At 56.6% G+C, this 19,899-nt stretch carries 20 protein-coding genes and 2 tRNA genes; 16 read left to right on the top strand and 6 right to left on the bottom strand.

Annotated features, from left to right (window positions below):
* Positions 1-468, bottom strand: coding sequence for a division/cell wall cluster transcriptional repressor MraZ (gene mraZ / locus DHN12_RS06620; protein WP_234416569.1), 468 nt, complete (start codon positions 466-468; stop codon positions 1-3).
* Positions 469-1,412: 944 nt separating this feature from the next.
* Here mraZ and DHN12_RS06610 point away from each other — a divergent pair.
* Both DHN12_RS06610 and DHN12_RS06605 read left to right on the top strand, forming a co-directional pair.
* Entirely contained in the window at positions 1,413-1,637 is a 225-nt protein-coding gene (locus tag DHN12_RS06610; protein ID WP_108859440.1) for a DUF1127 domain-containing protein, read from the top strand.
* A gap of 374 nt (positions 1,638-2,011) precedes the next feature.
* The gene (locus DHN12_RS06605) at positions 2,012-2,302 is read left to right on the top strand and encodes a DUF1330 domain-containing protein (RefSeq protein ID WP_108859439.1); all 291 of its coding nucleotides are present in this window, start codon (positions 2,012-2,014) and stop codon (positions 2,300-2,302) included.
* A 3-nt stretch (positions 2,303-2,305) separates the two neighbouring features.
* On the opposite strand, the gene DHN12_RS06600 is transcribed toward DHN12_RS06605, so the two are convergent.
* On the bottom strand, positions 2,306-4,702 hold the full coding sequence (locus tag DHN12_RS06600; RefSeq protein ID WP_108859438.1) for an ATP-dependent helicase: 2,397 nt from the start codon (positions 4,700-4,702) through the stop codon (positions 2,306-2,308).
* Here DHN12_RS06600 and DHN12_RS25150 point away from each other — a divergent pair.
* The 6 genes from DHN12_RS25150 to DHN12_RS06580 all read left to right on the top strand — a co-directional run bounded on the left by DHN12_RS25150 (position 4,644) and on the right by DHN12_RS06580 (position 11,886).
* Positions 4,644-5,600: a hypothetical protein gene (locus DHN12_RS25150; protein WP_306418393.1), complete on the top strand. Its 957-nt coding sequence runs from the start codon at positions 4,644-4,646 to the stop codon at positions 5,598-5,600. The genes DHN12_RS06600 and DHN12_RS25150 overlap by 59 nt on opposite strands.
* Positions 5,600-5,794 carry a hypothetical protein gene (locus tag DHN12_RS25145; RefSeq protein ID WP_306418392.1) on the top strand — a complete coding sequence of 65 codons (195 nt, stop codon included), beginning with the start codon at positions 5,600-5,602 and terminating at the stop codon, positions 5,792-5,794. Before DHN12_RS25150 ends, DHN12_RS25145 begins: the two co-directional genes overlap by 1 nt.
* 261 nt (positions 5,795-6,055) lie before the next feature.
* Complete coding sequence (locus DHN12_RS25140; protein WP_306418391.1) at positions 6,056-6,667, top strand: GGDEF domain-containing protein; 612 nt, start codon at positions 6,056-6,058, stop codon at positions 6,665-6,667.
* 39 nt (positions 6,668-6,706) lie between these two features.
* Positions 6,707-7,864, top strand: coding sequence for an alpha-hydroxy acid oxidase (locus DHN12_RS06590; protein WP_108859437.1), 1,158 nt, complete (start codon positions 6,707-6,709; stop codon positions 7,862-7,864).
* 124 nt (positions 7,865-7,988) lie between these two features.
* Positions 7,989-11,426, top strand: coding sequence for a pyruvate carboxylase (locus DHN12_RS06585; RefSeq protein WP_108859436.1), 3,438 nt, complete (start codon positions 7,989-7,991; stop codon positions 11,424-11,426).
* Positions 11,427-11,502: 76 nt separating this feature from the next.
* Entirely contained in the window at positions 11,503-11,886 is a 384-nt protein-coding gene (locus DHN12_RS06580; RefSeq protein WP_082637226.1) for an MAPEG family protein, read from the top strand.
* 15 nt (positions 11,887-11,901) lie between these two features.
* Here the strand turns inward: DHN12_RS06580 and DHN12_RS24400 are convergent, their stop codons facing one another.
* On the bottom strand, positions 11,902-12,054 hold the full coding sequence (locus DHN12_RS24400; protein WP_158507079.1) for a hypothetical protein: 153 nt from the start codon (positions 12,052-12,054) through the stop codon (positions 11,902-11,904).
* 149 nt (positions 12,055-12,203) lie between these two features.
* On the opposite strand from DHN12_RS24400, the gene DHN12_RS06575 reads away from it, so the two are divergent.
* The 4 genes from DHN12_RS06575 (at position 12,204) to DHN12_RS06560 (ending at position 13,998) form a co-directional block, all read left to right on the top strand.
* Positions 12,204-12,278 (top strand) — tRNA-Gly (locus DHN12_RS06575).
* A 35-nt stretch (positions 12,279-12,313) separates the two neighbouring features.
* Positions 12,314-12,388: transfer RNA gene (locus DHN12_RS06570), tRNA-Gly, on the top strand.
* A gap of 85 nt (positions 12,389-12,473) precedes the next feature.
* On the top strand, positions 12,474-13,340 hold the full coding sequence (locus DHN12_RS06565) for a GNAT family N-acetyltransferase (protein WP_234416568.1): 867 nt from the start codon (positions 12,474-12,476) through the stop codon (positions 13,338-13,340).
* Positions 13,341-13,395: 55 nt separating this feature from the next.
* Positions 13,396-13,998 carry a hypothetical protein gene (locus DHN12_RS06560; protein WP_108859435.1) on the top strand — a complete coding sequence of 201 codons (603 nt, stop codon included), beginning with the start codon at positions 13,396-13,398 and terminating at the stop codon, positions 13,996-13,998.
* Position 13,999: 1 nt separating this feature from the next.
* Here the strand turns inward: DHN12_RS06560 and DHN12_RS06555 are convergent, their stop codons facing one another.
* Complete coding sequence (locus tag DHN12_RS06555; RefSeq protein ID WP_108859434.1) at positions 14,000-14,239, bottom strand: Lrp/AsnC family transcriptional regulator; 240 nt, start codon at positions 14,237-14,239, stop codon at positions 14,000-14,002.
* Between the two features lie 153 nt (positions 14,240-14,392).
* On the opposite strand from DHN12_RS06555, the gene hisB reads away from it, so the two are divergent.
* A complete protein-coding gene (hisB, locus tag DHN12_RS06550; protein ID WP_108859433.1) occupies positions 14,393-14,980 on the top strand; it encodes an imidazoleglycerol-phosphate dehydratase HisB in 588 nt (195 codons plus the stop codon).
* Complete coding sequence (gene hisH, locus DHN12_RS06545) at positions 14,981-15,619, top strand: imidazole glycerol phosphate synthase subunit HisH (RefSeq protein ID WP_108859432.1); 639 nt, start codon at positions 14,981-14,983, stop codon at positions 15,617-15,619.
* A gap of 4 nt (positions 15,620-15,623) precedes the next feature.
* On the opposite strand, the gene DHN12_RS06540 is transcribed toward hisH, so the two are convergent.
* The gene (locus DHN12_RS06540; RefSeq protein WP_108859431.1) at positions 15,624-16,025 is read right to left on the bottom strand and encodes a DUF2147 domain-containing protein; all 402 of its coding nucleotides are present in this window, start codon (positions 16,023-16,025) and stop codon (positions 15,624-15,626) included.
* A gap of 134 nt (positions 16,026-16,159) precedes the next feature.
* Here DHN12_RS06540 and hisA point away from each other — a divergent pair, with 134 nt between their 5' ends.
* Entirely contained in the window at positions 16,160-16,879 is a 720-nt protein-coding gene (hisA, locus tag DHN12_RS06535; protein ID WP_108859430.1) for a 1-(5-phosphoribosyl)-5-[(5-phosphoribosylamino)methylideneamino]imidazole-4-carboxamide isomerase, read from the top strand.
* Here hisA and DHN12_RS06530 read toward each other — a convergent pair whose 3' ends face one another.
* Positions 16,880-17,272 carry a DUF302 domain-containing protein gene (locus tag DHN12_RS06530; RefSeq protein ID WP_108859514.1) on the bottom strand — a complete coding sequence of 131 codons (393 nt, stop codon included), beginning with the start codon at positions 17,270-17,272 and terminating at the stop codon, positions 16,880-16,882. It abuts the gene before it with no gap.
* Here DHN12_RS06530 and DHN12_RS06525 point away from each other — a divergent pair.
* Complete coding sequence (locus tag DHN12_RS06525) at positions 17,228-19,798, top strand: fused MFS/spermidine synthase (protein WP_234416567.1); 2,571 nt, start codon at positions 17,228-17,230, stop codon at positions 19,796-19,798. The genes DHN12_RS06530 and DHN12_RS06525 overlap by 45 nt on opposite strands.
* Positions 19,799-19,899 lie beyond the last annotated feature (101 nt).

The raw sequence follows: 19,899 nt of genomic DNA, 5'->3' as shown, positions 1-19,899 counted from the left end.
TTACGCATCCCCGGTGCCGTCAAGGAACTCCAAAGGATCAAAGTCCTCGGGCTGTTCGTCCAACCACTCTTCGGCCGCAGCCAATTCTTCGGAATCGTAAGTTTCCGGCTTCCAAATCTGGAACGTGTCACCCGCGGCGATAAAGAATGCCTCACCTTCAAGGCTGATCTTGTTACGCAGCTTTGCTGGCAGCACCAGACGGCCGGTTTCATCCACTGTCGTCGGGAAGGATTGACCATGGAACATACGCTGCAACATCTTCCGCTGCATCGACCCGCGCGGCAACGCGTCAATCTTGGCATCGACCTCTTCGATCGCCTGCATAGTATAGCATTCCAGGAATTTACGACGATGGTCGCCGTAGACAATTACAAGTTCAGGAGTGTCACCGGGCTGCCAGTTCGGGTCAGAGGATTCAAGCACACGGCGAAACGAGGCCGGGATCGACACCCTGCCCTTCGTATCCACCTTGTGGTGGCTTTCACCTCTAAACCTGCGCGCCAAGACGACTGTCCCTTCCGCTTGCGCCCCACTTAAAATTCACTCCCCCAGATGAAAAACGGCGGGTTGATCTGCTGCCACTGATCAACCCGCCGCATTGACCCGCTGTGCGGGATGTCCAGCTGCGCGCGCCACCTGGGGGGATGTCTGCTCGCCCGCGCGCCGGATCTCTTGATTGATGAAAGCGAGATGCCTGTATGAAACCTGATTTTTGTTGTTTCGGGGTCGTTTAGCGCCCCATGTGCCTCGTCCTCATCGGATGAACTAGGGATGACATGGGAATTCATGGAAATCAACAAGAAATTTTCTGACCTTATGCTCAGAATCACAGTTTAGCCAACGCAATTGAGAAAGAAAATCACCCCACAGGCACTAATTGTAGACGATCGGGGCAATCAGCTTACTAAATAGGCCATTTTTGGGTTCACCCCAACTATTCCCATAATTTCCCAGATATTTCTTCAAGGGGTGATGATTTATGATGAACGCAGCAAAAATGGGCCACTTGATTAGCGAATCACTTCAATATTAGACCTCAACCACATGTGGATTCTGCGCCGCTCCAGCTGACGCCCATGAATTCCCACGAACCGAAATTATCATGTCAGCCGCCGCGCGCCTGGCCCATCCAATACACAAAGCGCACAAGAATTGACAAACTCCGCTCAAAAGACGCGCAAACACGAAAATCCAGAAAATCTTGTTGAAACCTTCCCTTGGGGAAGCATCAGCTGAAGGCCTTATTTTGTTGGCCCTTCCAAACCCTCATCGACAACCAGTTGATATCTATGCACTTGCTGCATAGCAGCATTGACGTTGTCGGGTATTGTGCAATTGCAGCATTTGCTTATTTTCAGTCTCAGGCAAGCGCCGGACAACACCGGCAACAACGAATACATCGAGTAAAGCAAATGGCTGCAGCAACACATAACACCGCGCTCAAAGGCGCACCGGCAACTAGCCTGGCTTCGCTGTTCGAGGCGGCAAAGACCCGGTTCATCCAATATCGCGTCTATCGCCAGACAGTTCACGAACTGTCTGATCTGTCGAACCGCGAACTGGCTGATCTGGGGCTTCACCGCTCGATGATCCGCCGCCTGGCTCAGCAAGCGGCCGAAGAACACGTCGCACGTTAAGCGACACAGAAACATAGAGATCAGGTCCTTCCTCCTTCCTTTTGGACCTGTATTTCAGCGGCGGCATCTCTCCTCCTCCCTGATGTCGCCGCCCCTAATACCGGCCCTGATCGCCGGAAGCAGACACACCGGGTACTCCTCCTCCCTTTCCCGGTGTTGAAAGCGCGCGGCGACGTCTCTCCTCCTCCCTGACGTCGCCGCGTCTTCCTCATACCGGGATCAAACCCGGGTTCGGATACATCTGGGCTCTCCTCCTCCCTGCCCGGATGTTGAAAAGAACGGCGGTTCCCTCTCCTCCTCCCTGGGAACCGCCGTTTTTGTTTTTCGCACCGGGATGTAAACTGAAGCCCTGACCAGAATTTCAGGAGCTTCCGATGGCCGCATATTTCATCGCCCAGATTTCCATTCACGACCCTGACGGGTACCAGAAATACCTTGAAGGCTTCATGCCGATCTTTGACCGGCACGGAGGTCGCCTGCTGACGATATCCTCCAAACCCGTGGAATTGGTCGAGGGCATATGGCCCGAAGACGGAATTGTGTTGATGGAGTTTCCATCTCTTGCCGCGGCCAGGGCGTGGAAAGACGACCCAGACTATATCAAGCTGGCGGAAATCCGGCGCAAAACCGCGACGGCGAACATGGTACTGGTTGAAGGGCTATAGCGTTTAGAAAGGCACATCATCCTTGGCGGACAGAAAGCGGGAAACCACTTTTTTCAATCCAGCTTTTTCGAAATCGACCTCGACCTTGTCGCCTTCGATGCCGATCACCGCGCCATAGCCGAATTTCTGATGAAACACGCGCTCGCCAAGGGTGAAACTGGAAACCGCAGTCGCGTCGATCACCGTATTGCGGCTTTCGCGGGGTTGGGACGTTCCATACTGCCCCTGCCGGGCCTGCAACCGCCGCCAACCGGGCGAGTTATAGACATTGGCCTCGGCCGCACGAGTTTCGATACCGGCAGTCGGCTGACCACTCCCATACAGCCCCGGCGGCGTCAGGACTTCGACGTGATCTTCGGGCAACTCGTCAATGAACCGCGACGGCATCGCGTTTTGCCATTGACCAAACACCCGACGATTGGCCGCAAATGAGATCGTACAGATCTCTTCTGCACGGGTGATGCCCACATAGGCCAGTCGCCGCTCTTCCTCGAGGCCTTTGATCCCAGATTCGTCCATCGACCTTTGTGACGGGAACAGCCCGTCCTCCCACCCCGGCAGGAACACGGCCGGGAACTCCAGCCCCTTTGCCGCGTGCAGGGTCATGATCGAGACTTTTGCCCCGTCCGATTCCTTCTCGTTGTCCATCACCAGGCTGACATGTTCCAAAAACCCTTGCAGATTCTCGAAATTATCCAGTTGGTTGACCAATTCCTTGAGGTTTTCCAACCGCCCCGGAGCCTCGGGCGTCCTCTCGTTCTGCCAATGGGCCGTATAACCGGATTCGTCCAGAATGATCTGCGCCAGTTCGATATGTGACACCTCGGGCTCACCAAACCGCGTCGGAGTTGTGCCGTCGTCAATCACAGAATCATCGTCAACCTCGATCCGGGGCCCGCGCGTCATCGCATTCCAGCGCGCCAACCCGTCGATCAACTCGCGCAGTGCTTTGCCGCCTTTGCCTTTGATCAGCCCATTGTCGACAGCAATCCGCGCCCCATCGACCAGCGACACGCCATTTTCCCGCGCTGTCATCTGAATCGTCTGCTGCGCCTTGTCACCAAGCCCGCGTTTCGGAGTATTCACGATCCGCTCGAACGCCAGATCGTCGCCGGGGCTGACCACCAGTCGGAAATAAGCCATCGCGTCGCGGATCTCCATCCGCTCATAGAATCGCGGGCCGCCAATAACCTTGTAGGGCAGACCGATGGTCAGAAAACGGTCCTCAAACGCGCGCATCTGATGGCTGGCCCGCACGAGAATCGCAATTTCATCTAGATTAAAGGGCCGCGCTCCACGCGTTCCCCCCTGCATCGCATCGATCTCTTCACCGATCCAGCGGGCCTCTTCCTCGCCATCCCAATGACCGATCAGGCGAACCTTTTCGCCGTCCTGCGCATCGGTCCACAATTCCTTGCCCAGCCGACTTTCATTGCCACGGATGACATTGGACGCTGCTGCCAGAATATGAGGGGTCGAGCGATAGTTCTGCTCTAACCGCACGACATAGGCCCCTGGAAAATCCTTTTCAAACCGCAGGATGTTGCCGACTTCGGCCCCACGCCAGCCATAAATTGACTGATCGTCGTCCCCCACGCAACAAATGTTCTTGTGCGCTCCAGCCAGCAGCCGCAACCACAGATATTGTGCGACGTTGGTATCCTGGTATTCGTCCACGAGAATGTAGCGGAACCAGCGTTGGTATTGCTCCAACACATCCTGATGAGTCTGGAAGATCGTGACCATGTGCAACAGCAGGTCACCAAAATCCACCGCGTTCAGCTCCCGCAGACGGATTTGGTACTGCGCGTAGATCTCGAGACCCTTGTGGTTATAAGCCCCCGCATCGGCTGCCGGCACTTTGTCGGGCTTCAGGGCGCGGTTCTTCCAGTCGTCAATGATGCCGGCCAACATGCGTGCAGGCCAACGCTTATCATCGATATTTGCCGCCTGAATCAGCTGTTTGAGCAGCCGCAACTGATCATCCGTATCCAGAATGGTGAAGTTCGATTTCAGATCGACCAGTTCCGCGTGACGCCGCAGCAGCTTGACGCAGATCGAGTGGAACGTGCCGAGCCACGGCATCCCCTCGGCAGGCTGCCCCAACAAACGGCCCACGCGGTTCTTCATCTCGCGCGCGGCCTTGTTGGTAAAGGTCACGGACAAAATCTCATTCGGGCGCGCCCGCCCGGTGCTGAGCAGATGCGCGATTCGCGCAGTCAGCGCCTTGGTCTTCCCCGTGCCCGCACCGGCCAGCATCAGGACAGGACCGTCCAACCTCTCGACCGCGTCGCGCTGCGCCGGGTTCAACTCGTCCAGATAAGGCATGGGGCGCGCGGCCATGGCGCGCGCGGACAGGGATGCGCCCTCAAAGGCGCCCATTTCGTCGAAACTGCTCATCTTTCCAAACTACGCTGGATGCTGGCCGAGGGAAAGGGTTTGTTCACGCCTTGTTCGCACAGATTTTGTTACACCTTTACGATCAATTCTAATCAAGCGACTTGGACTGAGAACGGCTTCGTTAACCATCTGTAAAACACCCACCGCGATGATCAGTAAATTGCTGTGGGAGCGCGAAGGTATGACTCAGGATAATCGGGGGGCCGTAAATCACCGGCTGAAATGGATCGGTATCGGCATGTTGCTGATTTCTCTGGCAATTGGAAGCGGCTGGGGAATTTACAAATTGCCTGCGCCGCTGGTCGACAGGATGCTAAAGGTCGACATTCTCAAGCAAGCCGAACTGTGGAAGCGCCGCGTCGTCTTGCATCTGGAGGACCCCGAGACCGCGCTTAAGACCGGCGTGATTGATGCGCATGACGCCGAATTTCTGGCCGCGATGCCCGAAGCTTCTGATGTTTACCGCTTCAAATTGCTCGACTCGAATGGGCGTGTCACCTGGTCGACTCGCCCGACAGAGGTAGGCAGTGTTGAAAACCGTGATTTCTTTCGCAGCGACGTTGCCAGAGGAATGATTCACTACATTCAGGAAGTAGTTCCACTGTCCGAGATCGACGGGCTTGATCTGCATACCGACAATATCCTGAACGCAACGCAGCACCATGTTGCCGAAGTTTTTATGCCCGTGGCCAAGAATGGGCGTTTTATAGGCGCCATTGAATTCTTTACTGATATCTCCGATTTGCGCACCACGTTTATCTCGCGGCTTAGGATTTCATTGACCGTTCTAAGCGGCATCGCCTTGCTTGCGCTTGTTGCCGCGTCCTTTGCCAGCTACAGGGCGAACCGCTTGCAATTGCGGGCGCTGCAAAACAATCCGCCAAAGAGCGTGATCTGATGGAAGATCAGCTGCGCCTGGCCCGCGAAGTACGATTGCTAGGCGAATTGAAAGAGTGGCTGCAGTCCAGCCGGTCCTTGGACGAGCAGTTCGATATGGTCTCGCGCTTCATGACCCATATCCTACCCGAGGCTGAGGGCAGCGTTTACGTATATTCCAACTCGCGCGACGTCCTGGATGGCTGTGCCAGTTGAAATGGCGGGACCCATAAGGCGCACATCCATCCCGAAGGGTGTTGGGGGCTTCGGCGTGGCCGAACCTATGAATACGGCGCGTCCGAGATCGACTTTGTCTGTGAACACGCCGAACCACATGACGGACGACCTTATTTCTGCTTTCCGATTCTGGCGCATGGGGAGACGGTAGGCCTTCTGCATCTCCGCGCCCTTGAAGGGACAGATGAGGCGTTTCACACGAGCAAAAAGCTGGCGCAGCTCAGCGCGGAACAGATCAGCATGGCGATTGCCAATGTACGGATGCGCGATCAGTTGCATGACCAGTCCGTCCGGGACCCGTTGACCGGGCTGTTCAACCGGCGGCATATGCTTGAAACCCTGCGCGAATCAATCAACCGCAGTCAGCAAACCGGCGCACCGCTCAACCTGATTGCCGTGGATGTGGATCACTTCAAAAAGCGCAACGACACCCATGGGCATGATGCCGGTGACATGGTGTTGCGCGCCGTTGGGGCTGCTTTGGAACAGGGCTGCGGCCGGGACGAAGTTGCCTGCCGCATTGGTGGCGAAGAATTTATGCTGATCCTGCCCGACAATACCTCGGACGACGCAATCACGCGGGCTGAGCAATTGCGGCAAGCAGTCGAGGCTGTTTCGGTTCGTTATGGCGAGAAATCTCTGCCTCGCATCACGATCTCGGTTGGTGTTTCGCATTATCCGGCCCACGGCACCATGCCGCAGGATCTGATGCGCGCCGCCGATGATGCGCTGTACGCGGCCAAGGACAAAGGCCGCAATCAAGTGCAAGTCGCCGGCAGCGGAAGTGACGCACAGCAGATTTCCCAGCTCAAAAAGCCGGTAAAAGCCGTTGGTGGGAAATCAACGGCTTAAAATCCTTGCCGAATCGCGCCTTAGGTCGGATCAATCCCCATGGACCTTCATAGTCGTTTTCCCGGCATTGCCGATCTGAAACACCGCGCCCAGCGCAGGATACCTCATTTTGTATGGGAGTATCTGGACAGCGGAACCGGGGTTGAGGCCACGCTGCGCCGCAATCGCGACGGTTTGGACCGCGTCGGTTTCCTGCCGTCGATCCTGCATGGACCATTGGAATTTGACACTTCGACCGAGTTCCTCGGTCAGACCTACCCATTACCGCTCGGCATTGCCCCGATCGGTATGGCAGGCCTGATTTGGCCTGATGCCGAAGCTCATCTTGCCCGCGCTGCCGCAAGCGCCGGTCTGCCATTTACCCTATCCAACGTTGCCTGCCAAAGCCCCGAGGACGTCGCGCCGCATCTGGGTGACAACGCGTGGTTTCAGCTTTATCCGCCCAAGGACCCGGACATCCGGAAGGACCTGCTGGATCGGGTTCGGAACGCTGGTTTTACGACGCTGGTGATGACGGCTGATGTCCCGGTTGCATCCCGGCGCGAACGTCAGACACGTTCCGGGCTGACCAACCCGCCGAGATTGACGCCACGCCTTCTGGCCCAGATCGCGATGCGGCCGGAATGGGCGCTTGGAATAGCGCGCAGCGGGCCACCGCGGATGCGGACACTGGACAAGTATACGGACAACTCCAGCAATTTGCCGCCGACGGCCCATGTAGGGTATCTGCTCCGCACGTCTCCGGACATGGACTATGTTCACTGGCTGCGCGATGCTTGGGATGGGCCGCTGATTGTGAAAGGCGTGCAGCGCCCTGAAGATGCCGAGCCATTGCAGCGGGCTGGCGTCGACGCCATCTGGATATCGAATCACGGCGGACGACAATTCGATGGCGCCCCCGCCGGAATCGACGCCCTACCTGCAATCCGCGCGGCCACAGACCTGCCCCTGATCTTCGACAGCGGGATCGAAGGTGGTCTGGACATCTTACGTGCCAAGGCCCTTGGGGCCGATTTTGTGATGCTGGGCCGTGGCTTCATGTATGGGCTGGCCGCCCTCGGCGCCAAAGGCCCCGCCCATGTCATCGACATTTTGCGGCAGGATATGCACGCGAATATGGGTCAAATGGGGGCTGAGTCGCTGAATCACCTGCCCCCAGTCGTGCCGCTTGCCGATGCTGCGGTGCAGCGCTATTAGGTAAATAGCGCTAATAGGGGGCGTTTGCGAGCGTTAACATGCCGGTTCTACCCAGAACGACTGATATACGTGCGCGTATTGTCCGCCTATCAACACGGCCAAACAAGTAGGACCGGGACTCGACATGACTGAATTCACCAAGATCCTGATCGCCAACCGAGGCGAGATTGCCATTCGCGTTATGCGCGCCGCCAATGAGATGGGCAAACGCACCGTTGCCGTCTTTGCCGAAGAGGACAAGCTGGGCTTGCATCGGTTCAAAGCGGACGAAGCCTATCGCATTGGCGAAGGGATGGGGCCTGTTGCCGCCTACCTGAGCATCGATGAGATCATCCGCGTCGCTAAAGAGTGCGGAGCAGATGCGATCCATCCCGGCTATGGCCTGCTGTCCGAGAACCCGGACTTTGTCGATGCCTGCGTTCAGAACGGCATCACCTTTATCGGCCCGAAGGCGGAAACCATGCGCGCCTTGGGCGATAAGGCCAGCGCGCGCCGCGTGGCCGTCGCAGCGGGTGTGCCTGTGATCCCGGCGACCGAGGTTCTGGGCGATGACATGGATGCGATCCGGGCCGAGGCAAAAGAAATCGGTTATCCCCTGATGCTCAAGGCGTCGTGGGGTGGTGGCGGACGTGGGATGCGTCCGATCCTGTCCGAGGATGAACTGGAAGAGATGGTTCTGGAAGGCCGTCGCGAGGCCGAAGCCGCGTTCGGCAATGGCGAGGGTTATCTGGAAAAGATGATCATCCGCGCCCGCCATGTCGAGGTGCAAATCCTGGGCGACAAGCATGGTGAGATCTATCACCTGTATGAACGCGACTGCTCGGTCCAGCGCCGAAACCAGAAGGTAGTAGAACGCGCTCCTGCTCCTTACCTGAGCGACGAGCAGCGCGCCGAGATCTGCGAACTGGGTCGCAAGATTTGCGCCCATGTGAATTATGAATGCGCTGGCACTGTTGAGTTCCTGATGGATATGGAAACCGGCAAGTTCTACTTCATCGAAGTGAACCCGCGTGTTCAGGTGGAACACACCGTCACCGAGGAAGTCACCGGTATCGACATCGTTCAGGCGCAAATCCTGATCGCCGAAGGCAAAACTCTGGCCGAGGCCACCGGCGCAAAAAGCCAGTCGGATGTGCATCTGACCGGTCACGCGTTGCAAACGCGGATCACGACCGAGGACCCGCAGAACAACTTCATCCCCGACTACGGTCGTATCACCGCTTATCGCTCGGCCACTGGCATGGGCATCCGTCTGGATGGCGGCACCGCTTATGCGGGGGGTGTGATCACGCGCTATTACGACTCGCTGCTGACCAAAGTGACCGCCAAGGCACCGACGCCTCAGGCTGCAATTGCCCGGATGGACCGCGCCTTGCGTGAATTCCGAATTCGCGGCGTCAGCACCAATATCGACTTTGTCATCAACCTGCTCAAACACCCGACTTTCTTGTCGAACGAATACACCACCAAATTCATCGATACGACGCCGGACCTGTTCTCCTTTAAGCGCCGCCGCGACCGGGGCACCAAGGTTCTGACCTATATCGCCGACATCACGGTGAATGGTCACCCAGAGACCAAGGACCGCCCCGAACCGCGCACTGATCTGAAAGACGCAAAGCCCCCGGCACCGAAGTCCGAGCCGCAGATGGGCGCTCGCAACCTGCTGGAACAAAAAGGCCCCCAAGCCGTTGCTGATTGGATGAAGGCGCAGCGCCAACTTCTGATCACCGACACAACCATGCGCGACGGGCATCAGTCTCTGCTGGCGACCCGGATGCGTTCGATCGACATGATCAAAGTGGCACCGACCTATGCGGCCAACCTGCCGCAGCTGTTCTCGGTTGAATGCTGGGGCGGCGCGACATTTGATGTGGCCTACCGATTCTTGCAGGAATGCCCGTGGCAACGTCTGCGCGACCTGCGCGAGGCGATGCCGAACCTGATGACCCAGATGCTGCTGCGCGGCGCGAACGGGGTCGGCTACACCAATTACCCTGACAACGTTGTGCAAGAGTTTGTGCGTCAGGCATCGCAGAACATCGACGTGTTCCGTGTGTTCGATTCGTTGAACTGGGTTGAGAATATGCGCGTCGCGATGGACGCCGTGGTCGAGAACGGTAAAATCTGTGAGGGCACCGTCTGTTACACCGGTGATATTCTGGACCCGGACCGCGCCAAGTATGACCTGAAATACTATGTCGGCATGGCGAAAGAGCTACGCGACGCTGGGGCTCATATTCTTGGCCTCAAGGATATGGCCGGTCTATTGAAACCGGCCTCGGCCAGAATCCTGATCCGGGCGCTGAAGGAAGAGGTCGGCCTGCCAATCCACTTCCACACGCATGACACCGCAGGTATCGCCAGCGCTACCATTCTCGCCGCCTCTGAGGCGGGCGTGGACGCCGTGGATTGCGCGATGGACAGCTTCTCGGGCAACACTTCGCAGGCGACGCTGGGCACCGTGGTCGAAGCACTGCGCCATACCGAGCGCGATACCGGGTTGGACATCAAAGCCATCCGTGAAATCAGCGATTATTTCGAGGCGGTTCGGGAGCAATATGCGGCCTTTGAATCCAGCCTGCAGGCCCCGGCTTCTGAGGTTTACTTGCACGAGATGCCCGGCGGTCAGTTCACCAACCTCAAGGCGCAGGCGCGTTCGCTGGGGCTGGAAGAACGTTGGCACGAAGTGGCTCAGATGTACGCGGACGTAAACCAAATGTTCGGCGACATCGTGAAAGTTACGCCTTCGTCGAAAGTGGTCGGTGACATGGCGCTGATGATGGTCAGCCAGAACATGACCCGCGAACAGGTCGAAAACCCGGATACCGATGTGGCCTTCCCCGACTCGGTTGTGGACATGATGCGCGGCAATTTGGGTCAACCTCCGGGCGGGTTCCCCGACACTATCGTAACGAAGGTCCTCAAGGATGAAACACCCAACACAGATCGCCCGGGCAAGGATGTCCCACCGGTTGACCTTGAAGGCACACGCGCCGAGCTGTCCCAACTTTTGGAAGGCAAAGAGGTCGATGACGAGGATCTGAACGGCTATCTGATGTATCCAAAGGTGTTCCTGGACTACATGGGGCGTCACCGGGCTTACGGACCTGTGCGCACTCTTCCCACGCGCACCTTCTTCTACGGCATGGAACCCGGCGAAGAGATCACGGCCGAGATCGACCCCGGCAAAACACTGGAAATCCGCTGTCAGGCCATCGGTGAGACCGATGAAAAGGGCGAGGTCAAAGTGTTCTTTGAACTCAACGGCCAACCGCGCGTGATCCGGGTTCCAAACCGACTGGTGACCTCAACCACGCAGTCCCGTCCTAAAGCCGAGGCAGGCAACCCCAACCACATCGGCGCGCCGATGCCAGGTGTGGTGGCCACCGTCGCCGTGGCTGCGGGTCAGGAGGTCAAGGAAGGCGACATGCTGCTGACCATCGAAGCGATGAAGATGGAAACCGGCATCCACGCCGAGCGCGATGCGACGGTCAAGGCTGTGCATGTTCAGCCGGGCAGCCAGATTGACGCAAAGGACCTACTGGTCGAACTCGAATAAACGACCTAACCTTTTCGGGAACAAGGGCCGTTCGGGGAACCGGGCGGCCTTTTTTTGATCCTGAAAGGAGCAGACCATGCTGTCCATCACCCCAGTCTATGCCGCATTGCTGGCACTTCTCTATGTCGCGCTCAGTGTGCGGGTCATCATGCAGCGCCGCGGCGACAAGATTTCTTACGGCGATGGTGGCAACACCGACATGCTCAAAGTGATGCGCACGCATTCCAACTTTGCCGAATATGCACCGTTTGCCCTGTTGCTGATCGCCATGGTCGAGCTGCAGGGCGCCGGTGGCTGGTTGGTCAATCTGTTGGGCCTTGGCATTCTGGCCGGGCGCGTGCTGCATGCCTATGGGTTCGGCCGCAAACCGCAGATCGTGATTCTGCGCCAGATCGGCATGTTGCTGACCTTCGCCGTGATTGTCGTAGCAGCCATAGCCAGCCTTTTGATGGCGCTGTGAACCGGATGGCGGGGATTACCCCGCCAAAATCTGCGTTTCGATTCGAGGGGATTCCGTAAAAATTGATTCGACATCGCCCATTCGATTCTCGCCTTTGCCAGACACCGCCGTAGCCAGCAAAATCATCGCCGCCAGGGCCGCCATCTTCAGATCCTTAGTATACGTCATTTTCGTCACCTCCACCGTTCTTATTCTTGGATGCTCTGGTTCTTGAACGGTTAAGAGGCGCGTTTCCGTCGCAAAGAATTTTCCTCTTTTTTGGTTTTTCCGCTTGAAGCCCTGCTTGGGAATTAATACACCCCTCCTCACTCAACGGCGCGGGCGTAGCTCAGGGGTAGAGCATAACCTTGCCAAGGTTAGGGTCGGGCGTTCGAATCGCCTCGCCCGCTCCATTGAGAGACCGAAAGGTCGAAAATATGTATCTGATGCGGGCGTAGCTCAGGGGTAGAGCATAACCTTGCCAAGGTTAGGGTCGGGCGTTCGAATCGCCTCGCCCGCTCCAGATACAAACCTCTCTGAACATGCTGGTTCTTTGTCTGGTGTTGCGGCATTCTCGAATGGCACGCAATCACAACAGAGGTGCGCTGATGCCAGAATACGTTATTCGCGCTTTGACTGAAGACGAAGTACAAACGGCCGTCGATTGGGCCGGCCAGGAAGGCTGGAACCCAGGGCTACACGACGCGGTCTGCTTTCGCGGTTCCGACCCCGAAGGGTTTAAGGGCGGTTTCCTGGATGGGCAGATGATCGCATCGGCCTCTGCTGTGAATTATGACAATAACTACTCGTTTTTAGGCTTTTATGTCGTGCAACCCGAGTATCGCGGATCGGGATATGGGCTGCAGGTTGCCGAGGCGGTCAAGGCGCATTGCCAGCACCGGAACATGGGCATGGACGGTGTTGTCGAACAGCAAGACAACTATCGCAAATTCGGTTTCAAGCTGGCCTATGACAATTACCGCTTCTCGGGCACAGTTGGTGAAATTCTAGACCAGTTGGGCCGGTCCCTTCACGATCAGATCACGCCCCTCAGCGCCCTGACGGATGAACTGAAATCGTACGACCGGGGCTTGTTCCCTGCCCCGCGCGACACATTCCTTCACGCCTGGCTCGGTGCGCCCAACCACGTCTCTCGCGTGTTCGAAGAAGATGGTCAGATCAAAGGCTATGCAACCCTGCGGCGATGTTTGAGCGGGTACAAGGTCGGCCCCCTGTTTGCGAACAATCCTGAGAGCGCAGAGGCCCTTTTGGTGTCGCTGCTGGCGACACTTCCCGCCGATCAGATGGATGCGGAGGTCTTCATCGACATGCCCAATCCCAACGCGCAAGCCATGGCAATGGCGCAACAGTTGGGTTTGACCAAAGTTTTCGAAACTGGCCGCATGTATTCCAGCCACGCACCGGAGATTGATCTGGACCGGATTTACGGCATCACGACATTCGAACTGGGGTAATTTCATCCCACACTCGACATTCCAAAAGCGCAATTACAAAAAGGAAATCTACAGAATGCTCAGCGATACCCAAAAGCGGTTGCTGCTTGAGATGTTTGAGAATCTGCCGGGCGTGGTTTTCATGCTTTTGTTTCGGGCCACGGATGACTTGCGATGGGCCGGGTGGGTCGGCACGGTTCTGGCCGCCTCGGTTTGTGTTACCTATGTCAGGAAAACACTGCGTCCACAGCCCATTTTACTTGGCATCAATCTCTTCATGGTGGCGATTACGCCACTGATCGAATGCCTGATCTTGCTTGGCTATCGCGACACGGCGACGATTTTGACCGGGAACATCGCGACCCTCGTTCTTATGAGTGTATTCTTGACGGGTGTCGTTTTGACCTTGTTCGGAACGAACGGTTTCCTGAACTATCAGACCAACAGGGCAAAACAGAGAAACACACACTCTGCCGTTTTGCTGATGGTCTGCGCAATCGGTGTGGTCTGGTCGCAATTGGCCGGAGACAATTATCTGGTCTCACTCGGCATTCCGCTAATGGTATTGTTCGGTGTGCATCAGTTACTCCGGGCAGGAACAACTGATCAGCAGGCGCGTAACGGCGCGATTTTGGCATGTGCCGCGCCGCAAGGTTCGGTGTCCGACGCTTCAGCCTGACTCAGAACGCTTTGAAGGTCATAGTGGTCAGCGAACGCTCGATATTCGGGATCACCAGCAGGTTTTCATTGATGAAATGACCGACATCTTCGGTTTCGGGGATGTAGAGCTTGAGCAATAGATCATATTCGCCGCTGGTCGAGTAAAGCTCGGAATGAATTTCACGCAGCGCGATTTCTTCGGCGACCATGTAGGTGGTGCCGGGTTTGCAGCGGATCTGGATGAAAACGCAGGTGGACATGATTTGGACCTGTTGATTGAGTTTCCGGCAGGCTGGCATGGCACGTCACCGGGCGCAATCCCCTGCAACAGATTGCAGCGAAAGCAACGCTTGGTCTGGATAAGCCGACCAATCCCCGTCTATAAGCGCGCCTGTAGCAAAAGGAATTCGCCCATGCGCAGCGCAAAGATCAGCCGTCAAACCGCCGAGACCGAGATTTCGGTCGAGGTCAATCTTGACGGAACCGGCACTTATTACAATCAGACCGGCGTCGGGTTCTTTGATCACATGCTGGACCAGCTTGCGCGCCATTCGCTGATCGACATGACGATCCGCGCCAAGGGTGATTACCACATCGACGACCACCACACGGTCGAGGATACAGGCATTGCGCTGGGTCAGGCGCTGACGCAGGCGTTGGGCGACAAGAAGGGCATCCGTCGTTACGGCGAGTGCCACCTGCCCATGGATGACGCGCAAGTACGCTGCGCTCTGGACCTGTCCGCGCGCCCGTTTCTGATCTGGAACGTGACCCTGCCAACCCCCAAGATCGGTAACTTCGACACCGAATTGGTGCGCGAGTTCTTTCAGGCGTTCAGTACCCATGGCGGCATCACGCTGCATATCGACCAATTGCACGGGTTCAATAGCCACCACATTGCCGAGGCCGCGTTTAAGGCCGTCGCGCGTGCGTTGCGTCTGGCGGTCGAAACCGACCCGCGCAAGGCGGATGCGATTCCGTCGACCAAGGGCGCGCTGTAAATGCTGACCGCTATTATCGACTACGAAAGCGGCAACCTGCACTCGGCCGAAAAGGCGTTTCAGCGCATGGCGCGCGATATGGACGCGGGTGAGGTTGTCGTGACCTCGGACGCGGAGGTGGTTGCGCGGGCCGACCGGCTGGTTCTGCCGGGTGACGGCGCTTTCCCCGCCTGCGCAGCTGAGCTGCGCGGGCATAAAGGCATCTATGACGCGATGGTCGAGGCCGTCGAACAGAAAGGCCGACCCTTTCTGGGCATCTGCGTCGGCATGCAACTGATGGCCTCGAAGGGCCATGAATACTCTGAGACCAACGGTCTAGGCTGGGTTGCAGGTGATGTGGTGCGGATCGAGCCGTCAGATAGTGCGCTGAAAGTACCGCATATGGGCTGGAACGATCTGGTTCTGGAAAGCGAGCACCCGGTCTTTGCCGGGGTGCAATCAGGCGACCACGCCTATTTCGTGCACTCCTACCATTTCCGGGTCACCGATCCGGCGCAGCGTCTGGCCTTTGTGGACTATGGGCAGGAGGTCACGGCCGTGATCGGCCGCGACACAATGGTTGGGATGCAGTTTCACCCTGAGAAAAGTCAGGATGTGGGCCTGCGGATGATCGGGAACTTCCTGACCTGGACGCCCTGAGCGGTTACTGAACCCGCGTCCAATCCTGCCCGCGACACACCAGACCGCCCACAGCGCAGCCTTTGACAGTCAGCTTGTTCTGGCTGTCCAGTGTCATTTTCGAGCTGTAGGTCTTGTCCCGGTCCGGGGCCCAGATCATGCCGCCGCCATAGCTGCCGCCGCCATCGGGCACCATATCCCAGATGATCTGTTTGCCAAGGTTTTCATACTCCAGCTGCTCATTGCCGTCTTTATCAAAGGCGGTGTCGATGGTGCCGCAAATTGCGCTGCCACATTCCGAAATCGAAACGTGTAGATACCCACCGGTATCACCTGGTTGGGTTTTCCAAAGTCCGTCAACCGGATCGGCTGCAAAAGCAGCGCTGGCCAATACCGCAAATCCGGCTGCAAGTGTGAATGTCTTCATGATTTCCTCCCTTATTTCTGCTCAGTTTGGCCCGGTGAGGCAATTCCGGCAAGATTGACTTGGCGTCGCGTTGCATCCCCTGCCCCGCATGTGCGATATCCCGCGCGAACACTATTGATATAGGGCCGCCTGACATGATCCTCTACCCAGCCATCGACCTCAAAGACGGCCAGGCCGTGCGCCTGCTGCGCGGTGAAATGGACAAGGCTACTGTTTTCAACGACGACCCTGCCGCGCAAGCACGGGCCTTTGTCGATGCAGGGTGCGAATGGCTGCATTTGGTCGACCTGAACGGCGCGTTTGCTGGTGCACCCGTGAACGCTGCCCCGGTCGAGGCCATCCTAAAGGAATGCAACGTGCCCGCGCAGTTGGGTGGTGGCATTCGCGACATGGCCACGATCGAAACCTGGATCAACAAAGGTCTGGCGCGCGTGATTCTGGGCACCGTGGCGGTCGAAAACCCCGATCTGGTACGCGAGGCTGCCAAGGCGTTTCCGGGCAAAGTTGCGGTCGGCATAGACGCGCGCGACGGCATGGTTGCAACCAAGGGCTGGGCCGAGGAAACCAACGTGAAAGTCACCGATCTGGCCCGCAGCTTCGAGGACGCAGGCGTTGCGGCCATCATCTATACGGATATCAACCGCGACGGCGCGATGCAGGGTCCGAACATCCAGGCAACGGCAGATTTGGCCCGCGCGGTGTCAATCCCCGTCATCGCCTCGGGTGGGGTCAGTTCGTTGGATGATCTGATCGCCCTGCGTGATTGTGGCGTAGCATTGGACGGCGCGATCTCAGGCCGGGCGCTTTACGATGGCGCGATTGACCTTTCCGAGGCCATTCGCGCCTTAAGCTGATCACTCGGCTGCAACCGAAGTCAGCTTGGCAAGCGCACCGCGCATCTTTTCGATGACGGGCGATTTCTCGACTTCGTCGAGCTCATCCATCGTCTCTTTGGGGTCCTCATAGGCCAGCCAGACCTGCCCGGTCTCGTCTTCGTATGCCTGCACTTTGAGCGGCAGAAAAAGTCCGGCGCGCGGATCAATCTGCATCGCGGGTGTACCCAGTGCTGGGTTGCCAAAGATCAGAACCTGATTGGCGGGGATGGTCAGGCCAACCTTTTCCGCACCCGCTGCATGATCGACGCGGGCAAAGACGGCCGCGCCCGCATTGCCAACGGCAGCTTCCAAGGCGTCCAGCGCCTCTTGCACAGATTTGTTTGTGTTTACCTTGATGATGTCGTCAGCCATAGCGGACATCGCCCCTCCAAAAGTCAAAATTGTTGCCAGTATCGGATTTCGCATATCGGGTTTCCTTCTTTAAACTTCATCCAAATTGTCTCAGCTTTTCGAGAACTTGCAATCACATCTCCGGCATCGGCGAAGCCTTGCCGCGCACCCGAATCTCGTGGCTTTACACCCCGCGCAGACCGTCGCCCTTTTGTGAACAATAACTCAATTTTACAGATATTTTACCAAGCTTGGCCCAAACTTGGTCTTATTTCGCCTGTAGCAGTTCGAAAAAGAACTCGAGCAGGGATTGCCACCGTGACTATTACAAGCACAGAATATTCGAACAATTCTTGGTTCAGAATTGCGATCATATTCAGCTTTTGCGTCACAATTTTTATCAGCGCATCTCTTCTGTTTTTTGTCCAGCCCCTGTTTGCCAAGCTAGTCCTACCGCAAATCGGTGGCGCTCCTGCGGTTTGGACAACCGCGATGCTGTTCTTCCAAATGGTTTTAATCTTGGGCTACATTTACTCCCATGTGCTGACGAAATGGATACCTCTGCGCTGGCAGCTTGTGACTCACCTGGTACTTTGGGCGGCTGCGTTGACGTATCTGCCCCTCTCAATAAACGAGGGCTGGAGCTATGACGCATCCAGCTCGACCGCACTGCAAACCCTTAAGTTGTTTGCCCTGGGTGTCGGCCTGCCATTTGCGGTTCTTTCTGCGAATGCGCCGTTGCTTCAGACGTGGTACTCACGGTCCGGTGGGCCTTCGGCAGACGACCCCTATTTCCTTTACAGCGCAAGTAACGTCGGTTCACTGCTGGCTCTATTGGCTTTTCCTTTGCTGGCAGACCCTCTTCTGGGTGCCAGTGCGACCAGTAATATTTGGTCCGTCGGCTTTGTCATCTTCGGTGGGTTAATGGCGATAAGTGGCCTTATTGCGCTGCGCGGATCGAGGAGCGACCTTGCGCCGATCGCAGCTGATATCGCGAAGAGCACTCCAAAGATGAAGCAGATTGCAACCTGGATTGTGATCGCTTTCGTACCCTCATCCCTGATGCTTTCCTTTACCACGAAAGCCAGTACAGATCTGGGTTCAACCCCGCTTATCTGGGTTGTGCCCCTTGCCACCTACCTTCTTTCCTTCATATTCGCCTTTGCGAAGCTGAATTGGCTTAGTGTCAAGTCCTTACACATCCCGATGATTTTGGCGCTGGCGATTGGTGTGGTCCTGTTGTCCAATCTAATCGACCACCATTCGACCCCCATCGTTTTCTTGTTGTACGTCCCTATTCTTTTTGTAATCGCCCTGTATGCGCACAGGTTGCTTTATGAAATGAGACCACCAGCAGAGCAACTGACAGTATTCTACATTGCCCTGTCAGTCGGTGGTGCGTTCGGTGGATTATTCAATTCGATCCTTGCCCCCTTTGCATTTGCCCAAGCAGTCGAGGCGCAGCTAACGTTTATATTGGCTGGCGGTCTGCTTTTGATCGGAAAAGGTGGAATTACACCCAGGAATCTAGCATTTGGCTTAATTGCCAGCTACCCGTTCCTTTTGTTATTCGGGATGATCGATGGAGTAGAGCCTTTTGGACATGGAGCGCTTCGCGCGGTTGTCGCAACCACGATGCTGTTGGGTGTATTGATCCTGTTCCGAAATCAGCCTGCGCGTGTCATGGCCATCATTGCGGCGCTTATGCTGCCGGTTCTTTGGCCACAAAAGTCCTCTCTGTTTCAGGATCGAAGCTTCTATGGAACGCACAGGGTTTTCTCAAAAGCGGGCCTCAGAAAATATCAAAACGGAACTACACTGCACGGTTTGCAGTTGGAAACAGAGTTTGGCGAAAAACCGACACCCCAATCTTACTACTACCCCGAGGGGCCAATGGCTCAGGTCATAACGTCCGATTTCGGGCGGGATGCCGACAGCATCGGTATTGTCGGCCTCGGAGTCGGTGCCCTGTCCTGCTACAAGCTTCCATCGCAGGATTGGGCCTTCTTTGAAATCGACGCCATGGTGGATCAGGTCGCACGCGACCCATCCCTTTTTACCTACATCTCGGAATGTGCACCAAATTCGCCAACGCATCTTGGTGACGCGCGCATTGTCCTGGCGCACACAGATTATTCCTTCGATATTCTCGTCCTGGACGCATACAGTTCTGATGCTATTCCCGTGCATCTGATCACTGAAGAAGCGGTGCGGATGTATACAGAGCGACTGGCTGATGACGGGATATTGGTCTTTCACATCAGCAACCGGTACTATGATCTGGTCGACCCGCTTGCGCGCATTGCAGACAAGCTTGGTTTCCACGCGGCCAAACAGCTCCATCGGATTGAACCAGGCGCAAACGAAATAGGCGCATCGGATTCCCAAGTGGTGATTGTCAGCCTAGATCAGAGAAGCGTCGACGGTTTTGTCCAAAATGGGAAATGGCAGCCCGTGGTTTCTGATGGGGGTGAGCCGTGGACGGACGATAAGGCAAACTTGCTGTCCGCTCTCATATTGCTCAAAGACAAGCAGCAAACGCACTAATGTGAGACAACGTTTTCTTCCGACCTGCAGAAATTCCGCTTCAAAGGCTCAATTGACCCCGCCATTTTCCGCAACGCGCCCTAACGGTACTGGAAAAGGCG

It is taken from the genome of Ruegeria sp. Alg231-54, from assembly GCF_900143525.1.
GTDB lineage: Bacteria > Pseudomonadota > Alphaproteobacteria > Rhodobacterales > Rhodobacteraceae > Ruegeria.
The sequence above is the reverse complement of the archived record's forward strand: the minus strand, read 5'-3'. Positions and strand labels throughout refer to the sequence as shown.